Source organism: Kordiimonas sp. (genome assembly GCF_965216265.1).
Classification (GTDB): domain Bacteria; phylum Pseudomonadota; class Alphaproteobacteria; order Sphingomonadales; family Kordiimonadaceae; genus Kordiimonas.
The window spans coordinates 1,485,257-1,492,500 of record NZ_OZ244153.1 but is presented as its reverse complement, the minus strand read 5'-3'; the positions used below and the strand labels follow the sequence as shown (position 1 = coordinate 1,492,500).

Below are 7,244 nucleotides of genomic sequence, written 5' to 3'. Positions count from 1 at the left end.
AAGCTGTGGTGAGGTGCCAGTAACCTTTGACCCACAGATATCCGAATGGGGAAACCCACTCCTTTTGGAGTATTGCATGGTGAATACATAGCCATGTGAGGCGAACCCGGCGAACTGAAACATCTAAGTAGCCGGAGGAAAAGACATCAACAGAGATTCCCCTAGTAGTGGCGAGCGAACGGGGACCAGGCCAGTGTTATCTTTTGATCTACCGGAACCTTCTGGAAAGTAGGACCATAGTAGGTGATAGTCCTGTACGGGAAAGAAAAGAAGATAGCCTCGAGTAGGGCGGGACACGTGAAATCCTGTCTGAACATGGGAGGACCACCTTCCAAGCCTAAATACTACCATACGACCGATAGTGAACCAGTACCGTGAGGGAAAGGTGAAAAGCACCCCGATGAGGGGAGTGAAATAGAACCTGAAACCGAATGCCTACAAGCAGTCGGAGCATCCTTGTGATGTGACGGCGTACCTTTTGTATAATGGGTCAGTGAGTTAGTCTACTTAGCAAGCCTAAGCCGTTAGGTGTAAGCGTAGCGAAAGCGAGTCTGAATAGGGCGACTGAGTTAAGTGGATTAGACCCGAAACCCGGCGATCTAGTTATGAGCAGGTTGAAGGTGCAGTAACATGCACTGGAGGACCGAACCCACGTCTGTTGAAAAAGACGGGGATGACTTGTGACTAGGGGTGAAAGGCCAATCAAGCCGGGAGATAGCTGGTTCTCCGCGAAAACTATTTAGGTAGTGCCTCAGGTATTACCTACGGGGGTAGAGCACTGGATGGATGCGGGGGGCGCGAGCCTTACCAATTCTAACCAAACTCCGAATACCGTAGAGTAGAGCCTGGGAGACAGACTGTGGGTGCTAAGGTCCATAGTCGAGAGGGAAACAGCCCTGACCACCAGCTAAGGTCCCTAAATCATGTCTAAGTGGGAAAGCATGTGAGACGGCCATAACAACCAGGATGTTGGCTTAGAAGCAGCCATCATTTAAAGAAAGCGTAACAGCTCACTGGTCTAATTAAGCTGTCTTGCGGCGAAGATGTACCGGGGCTAAAGACATGTACCGAAGCTGTGGATGTGCACTTTGTGCACGTGGTAGCGGAGCGTTCCGTAAGCCGTTGAAGGTGTGGCGTGAGCCATGCTGGAGGTATCGGAAGTGAGAATGCTGACATGAGTAGCGATAAAGAGTGTGAGAGACACTCTCGCCGAAAACCCAAGGGTTCCTGCGCAAGGCTAATCCGCGCAGGGTGAGTCGGCCCCTAAGGCGAGGCTGAAAAGCGTAGTCGATGGGAAACAGGTTAATATTCCTGTACCTGATGAGATGTGACGAATACTGGTCATAGTTCTTCCTTATTGGATTGGAGGGGCTGTAAAGGTGTTCCAGGAAATAGCCTCATCATATAGACCGTACCCTAAACCGACACAGGTGGGTTGGTAGAGCATACCAAGGCGCTTGAGAGAACTATGCTGAAGGAACTCGGCAAATTGCCTCCGTAACTTCGGGAGAAGGAGGCCCACCATCGAGGCAACTCTTTGGTGGGGGCACATAAGAGGGGGTGGCGACTGTTTACTAAAAACACAGGGCTCTGCGAAGTCGCAAGACGACGTATAGGGTCTGACGCCTGCCCGGTGCCGGAAGGTTAAGAGGAGGTGTGCAAGCACCGAATTGAAGCCCCGGTAAACGGCGGCCGTAACTATAACGGTCCTAAGGTAGCGAAATTCCTTGTCGGGTAAGTTCCGACCTGCACGAATGGCGTAACGACTTCCCCACTGTCTCCAGCATAGACTCAGCGAAATTGAATTCTCCGTGAAGATGCGGAGTACCCGCGGTCAGACGGAAAGACCCCGTGCACCTTTACTACAGCTTCAGAGTGGTATTAGGGATAACATGTGTAGCATAGGTGGGAGGCTTTGAAGCCGGGACGCCAGTCCTGGTGGAGCCACCCTTGAAATACCACCCTTGTTGTTCCTGATATCTAACCACGTCCCGTGAAACCGGGACTGGGACCCTCTGTGGCGGGTAGTTTGACTGGGGCGGTCGCCTCCCAAATAGTAACGGAGGCGCGCGATGGTAGGCTCAGGTCGGTTGGAAATCGATCGTTGAGTGCAATGGCATAAGCCTGCCTGACTGTGAGACTGACAAGTCGAACAGAGACGAAAGTCGGTCATAGTGATCCGGTGGTTCTGTGTGGAAGGGCCATCGCTCAACGGATAAAAGGTACGCCGGGGATAACAGGCTGATACTGCCCAAGAGCTCATATCGACGGCAGTGTTTGGCACCTCGATGTCGGCTCATCTCATCCTGGGGCTGGAGCAGGTCCCAAGGGTTTGGCTGTTCGCCAATTAAAGAGGTACGTGAGCTGGGTTTAGAACGTCGTGAGACAGTTCGGTCCCTATCTGCCGTGGGCGCAAGAGACTTGAGAGGAGCTGCCCCTAGTACGAGAGGACCGGGGTGGACGGACCTCTGGTGGACCTGTTGTGGCGCCAGCCGCATTGCAGGGTAGCTATGTCCGGACGGGATAACCGCTGAAAGCATCTAAGCGGGAAGCCCCCCTCAAGATTAGGTCTCTCTGAGAGCCGTGGAAGACCACCACGTTGATAGGTCAGGTGTGGAAGTGTGGTAACACATGAAGCTAACTGATACTAATTGCTCGATAGGCTTGAGAGCCCTCCATAGACAGAGAGGAAAGTTTTTCTCTTATGTCTTGTTCCCGCTGCGAGGCGACGCTGATGCGATCGCCTCTCACATGGAACGCGCTCAGGGCTGTAGAAGGTATATTCTGCAGTCAATGAGTGAGGATCTTTAAGCAGCATGTAAAACACGCAATTACTCTTTTGTTGATCTGGTGGTTATAACAAGGTTGTCCCACCCGGTCCCATACCGAACCCGGAAGTGAAAAGCCTTTGTGCCGATGGTACTTCGTCTTAAGGCGCGGAAGAGTAGGTCGCCGCCAGATCTACAAAAGAGTAAAAAACATCATCACTCTTCAAACGTTAATCAACCGGCCATGTGCCGGTTTTTTAATTAGTATTCTGTGTGTGTCAGCCGTAGGCTGATATCCACTTCCGCCCAGAAGGGCGGGCGGCCGCAAGGACCTTGCCTCACCGCTAGTCGCGGCTCGGAAAAGGTAACCCCAAAGCCAGCGCAAAAGAAAATCCAGAGATGGACGGTCTTGAGCGCGGTTCATGTGAGAATGGGCAATGCCCATCGAAACGGAACCAACACACTTGACGCGGGATGGAGCAGTCCGGTAGCTCGTCAGGCTCATAACCTGAAGGTCGTAGGTTCAAATCCTACTCCCGCAACCAATGAAACAAAGGTCCACCCTCGGGTGGGCCTTTTGTTTTATATGGTAGGTGGAGCCGGTGAATGAACACACCGGTTCGGGCGGAAACACGTTGAAAAACAACGTGTTGGAGACAACACGAGAGCGTAGCTCGAAGTGGTAAATCCTACTCACAAAACCAACACAAAGACCGCTAAGTCAACGAGTTAAGGGCCTTTCGCGTTCTAGAAACAAACATCCAAAATATCCAACAGGTAACGCATAGGTAACAGGCGAAAGCCAATATTAGCGGAAAAATTGCAGTACGGGTGGCCAACTGCTGTATAAAATTCTTAACTAGAAAATACTTTGCAGAAGAAGGCAGGATTCTTAGAGAAAAGCCATCTAGAATAAGGAATCTCTGTAAATTTGGACGCCAAAAAGAAAATTAATCCTGTCAATGAACAGCCCCGGGATTGCCGGAGACTCCAACTTCTGAGTAAAAGGAGCCATTATGAGCAAGACCACGAATAAATTTTCACCTGAAGTCCGCGACCGTGCGGTCCGCATGGTATTTTCCCATGAGGGCGAGTATCCGTCCCGTTGGGCAGCGATTGTATCCATTTCCAGCAAGATTGGCTGTGTCCCCCAGACCCTGAACGAATGGGTCAAGAAGACAGAGGTGGACAGCGGCGAGGGCCGGTGTCCCGACCGAGGTTGCCGACAAGCTGAAGGTCCTTGAACGGGAGAACAGGGAACTGAGGCAGGCCAACGAGATATTGCGCAAGGCATCGTGTGTGGATGCCCCCAGTTTTGCAAGGTGATTTTCTGACTTTTTTACAGCGTGGCGCTTCTATCGGTCGAATGTGTCAGGCCTCTTGTCGTGGCCTGAAGTCGCCACGGGGCCGGTATGCAGTTCGAAGAACGTGGGCGACATCGGTTCAGGGAGCTGGATTGCTCGCGCCCCGGGACTGGTTTACCTCGTTCTGAACATTGAAGTCCTTGCCGCATAAATGTCAGTCGATCTCCTTGCCACGGCCTCGGCCCCGAGCGCTTCCCACCTTGCCGTCAATTAACGGCAGCGGATCACGCCAAACGATAATTCTCTCCACGTGTCATCATGGCCCAGATGATACGGGCCATTTTGTTGGCCAGCGCGACGGCGACAATCATACGAGGTTTGCGCCCCATCAAGCGGCCAAGCCAGTTATCCGGCAACACACCTTTGCGCACGATCCATCTGATCCGGCTCATGGCACCAACGATCAGGAGCTTGCGGATATCACGCTGGCCCATCTTGCTGACGCAGCCGAGGCGGGTCTTGCCCCCGGTCGACCGCTGTCGCGGGACGAGGCCCAACCAGGCTGCGAAGTTCCTGCCGCTGGCAAAGGTGCGCAGATCGGGCGCAAAGGCCATAATTGCGCCAGCGGTCACCGGACCGACGCCCGGCACAGTGCATAGCCGCCGCATCTCGTAATTCGTCTTTGTGGCCTCGCGTAGCTTGAGGGTCAACTCATCGATCCTGGCATCAAGCGTTTCAATCTGTGTCAGGTAAAGGCGCGCAATTTCCTTTACACCGACCAGCAGGTCGACGGCCGGATCGTCCAGCACGTCGGCAACGGATCTGATCTTCCCAGGCCCCTGCGCAACAATCACCCCGTATTCGGCCAAATGGCCGCGCAACGCGTTGATCAGTTGGGTGCGCTGTCCCACGAAGCATTGATGGGTCCGGAAGGCTACCGCTCGGGCCTGATGCTCAGCGCTCTTCACGGCGACATAATGTATGTTTGGTCGGAGCGCCGCTTCGGCTATCGCCGCCGCGTCGGCCGCGTCATTCTTCTGTCGTTTGACAAATGGCTTAACGCAAATCGGCGGGATCAACCGGACTTCGTGGCCAAGCCTCTGCGCAAACCTGCCCCAATAGTAGCTCGTGGCACAGGCTTCCATCGCGACAATGCAGCGCGCCTGGTCTTGCAACAGTTTCTCCAGCTTTCCTCGGGAGATCATGCGGTTATATAGAACCGACCCGCATCGATCGGTTGCACAGACCTGAAAGCTCCGCTATGCCAAATCTATTGTCAGGATGTGAATGTCAGTCATTTGCTCCTCCTTCGACGACACCGACGCGGTGTCCGCAAGGCATTATACAATGCCGTCCGAAGGGGGTATCCGCCCCATCAGTTCAATGCGGATATGGCGTTTTCATGGTCGCTGATATTGTCGCTCATCTTTTCGACCTGACTGGCTGACGTGCCCCAGAAAAATGAGCCATTTTCTGGGAGGGGATCATAGTGGCCAAATCCTAACTTAATGATGGGACCACTCAATGGGGGCAGGTCACTCTTTCTCTCTCGATACGTTTGGCTATCGTCTCCATGGTTCTCTGCACCCCACGTTCTATATTTGCCATTGTTCCTTTCGAGTTTATGGATTCCTCCAATGATCCGTTAAATTGACACTAGCGCTTTACATGGAATGCAAACGAAACCGTCCAAACATGCGACCGCGATCAGGTCGTTGGATCTAAAAATCAGGTCGCCGGGTCGACCATGATGCTGACCAGTAATTGCCTCAGCAAAAACCACTCGCCAGTATTTATCGTCCATCTTTATTATTGTGCCAAAATGACCGAAGGCTTTTATTCTACGATTTAAACGGTCGACAGTAAGGTCCCAGTCAAGTATCCTTGTGTGCGCTGGAGGAACGGGCCAAACCTCCCCTTGCGATTGAGGCCAAGCCTTGTTATAGAGGTCCTCAGAATCGCCTAAAAATCGTCGTAATATTTGGGGAGCTGCCACAGACAGTTTCACAGTTAGTGTATTTAGGCTATCTGAGGGGCAAACATTGATTTTCTGTTGTAGAACAATGTCACCTTGGTCAAAAATCTTCGTTAGTTTGTGCAGTGTTAACCCTGCTGCCTTGGTGTTTTTTTCAAGTATATTGGGTAGTGGGCAGGCGCCTCGACCGATCGGTAGCAAGCTGGTATGGAGATTTACTGCATACTGAAGATCGTAAGGGACTGGTATCTTGTGAAGATACTCGGCAGCAAAGAACATGTTTGTACCAGCCTCAACATGCTTCTGCATACCGGACAATTGAGGTTTCTCGCTATAGACTGGCGCTGAAAGTTGTTTGGCTCTTGTCTCAATTTCCTTTTGAACCCCTTCGATGGGGCTCACATAGAATGCGGCAATTGACCAACCGTAATCCAGGAAAGCGTCAACAGTTGAAGCCAAAGCATCATTTCCGAAATATACAAGTTTCACAATCGTCTCTCATATTCAAAGTTTGGTTCAGCCGACATCAAATTCACCAAACACTTCTGACGGCGCCCCGATATCGGGATTTAGCTTCTTCCCCAGAAACTTCTCCCTGATAAGCTTTGTGCTATTTTGAAGCTGGACGTGACGACCAGTGGGCATGCTGAATTTTCCAATGCCCTTCATCTTTCACAAGAAACAATGTCTCGACGCTTTGAATATCGACTTGTTTGCCCTCAACGGAGAAGCTGAGAAGCGAACTCGTCGTTACCAGCGTGCCATCGCCGATTAAGGATGCTTCTTGGACAAGAATTTGCCGGTTAGCAGACTTCATAACCACCATTTCCGGTTTAAGATGATTGTCCAAATAATCGGCTAAAGATGGTTCTCGGAGCCCATTTTCAAAGATAGTTGCATCGCTTGAAAAGGCACCTGACACAGTCTGAAAGTCGTCGTTGTGGAGTGCTGAATAAAATTGTTCCATAAAGGCCCTTAGACTGGTGTTGACAGCAGAAGGGTCTGAGGTGTTCACAATTTTCGGGCCGCCTTGATTTGACAGACGCGAGATTTCACTGTTCTGGTCCGGGGCTTCAGTATACCACCCCATGATAAGGAAATAGACTAAGGGGAGCGAAACGAGAGCCACTGCCAACTTCGATATTTCTTTCCGTAATTTTTTCATGACTCGATCCTGATGTTTGAAGTGGCGACAAA

General features: G+C 51.6%; 2 protein-coding genes, 1 tRNA gene, 2 rRNA genes and 2 pseudogenes (1 of these 7 cut by a window edge). 4 read left to right on the top strand and 3 right to left on the bottom strand.

The window, feature by feature from the left end:
• The 4 genes and pseudogenes from ACOOGA_RS06835 to ACOOGA_RS06820 form a co-directional block, all read left to right on the top strand.
• A 23S ribosomal RNA gene (locus ACOOGA_RS06835) occupies positions 1–2,672 on the top strand; it begins 73 nt to the left of the window's first position.
• 174 nt (positions 2,673–2,846) lie between these two features.
• A 5S ribosomal RNA gene (rrf, locus tag ACOOGA_RS06830) occupies positions 2,847–2,961 on the top strand.
• Between the two features lie 275 nt (positions 2,962–3,236).
• A tRNA-Met gene (locus tag ACOOGA_RS06825) sits at positions 3,237–3,313 on the top strand.
• Positions 3,314–3,784: 471 nt separating this feature from the next.
• Positions 3,785–4,091 (top strand): annotated as a pseudogene (locus tag ACOOGA_RS06820) (transposase); the annotation flags it as partial.
• A gap of 265 nt (positions 4,092–4,356) precedes the next feature.
• Here the strand turns inward: ACOOGA_RS06820 and ACOOGA_RS06815 are convergent.
• From ACOOGA_RS06815 to ACOOGA_RS06805, 3 genes and pseudogenes are all read right to left on the bottom strand, one after another.
• Positions 4,357–5,370 (bottom strand): annotated as a pseudogene (locus ACOOGA_RS06815) (IS110 family transposase).
• Positions 5,371–5,717: 347 nt separating this feature from the next.
• The gene (locus ACOOGA_RS06810) at positions 5,718–6,536 is read right to left on the bottom strand and encodes a formyltransferase family protein (RefSeq protein ID WP_417461216.1); all 819 of its coding nucleotides are present in this window, start codon (positions 6,534–6,536) and stop codon (positions 5,718–5,720) included.
• Between the two features lie 121 nt (positions 6,537–6,657).
• The gene (locus ACOOGA_RS06805) at positions 6,658–7,212 is read right to left on the bottom strand and encodes a YybH family protein (protein ID WP_417461215.1); all 555 of its coding nucleotides are present in this window, start codon (positions 7,210–7,212) and stop codon (positions 6,658–6,660) included.
• Positions 7,213–7,244: the final 32 nt, after the last annotated feature.

What these genes read in the sequence shown, in the direction of transcription:
- ACOOGA_RS06805 (WP_417461215.1), bottom strand. Translation starts at nt 7,212, where the DNA reads ATGAAAAAATTACGGAAAGAAATATCGAAGTTGGCAGTGGCTCTCGTT.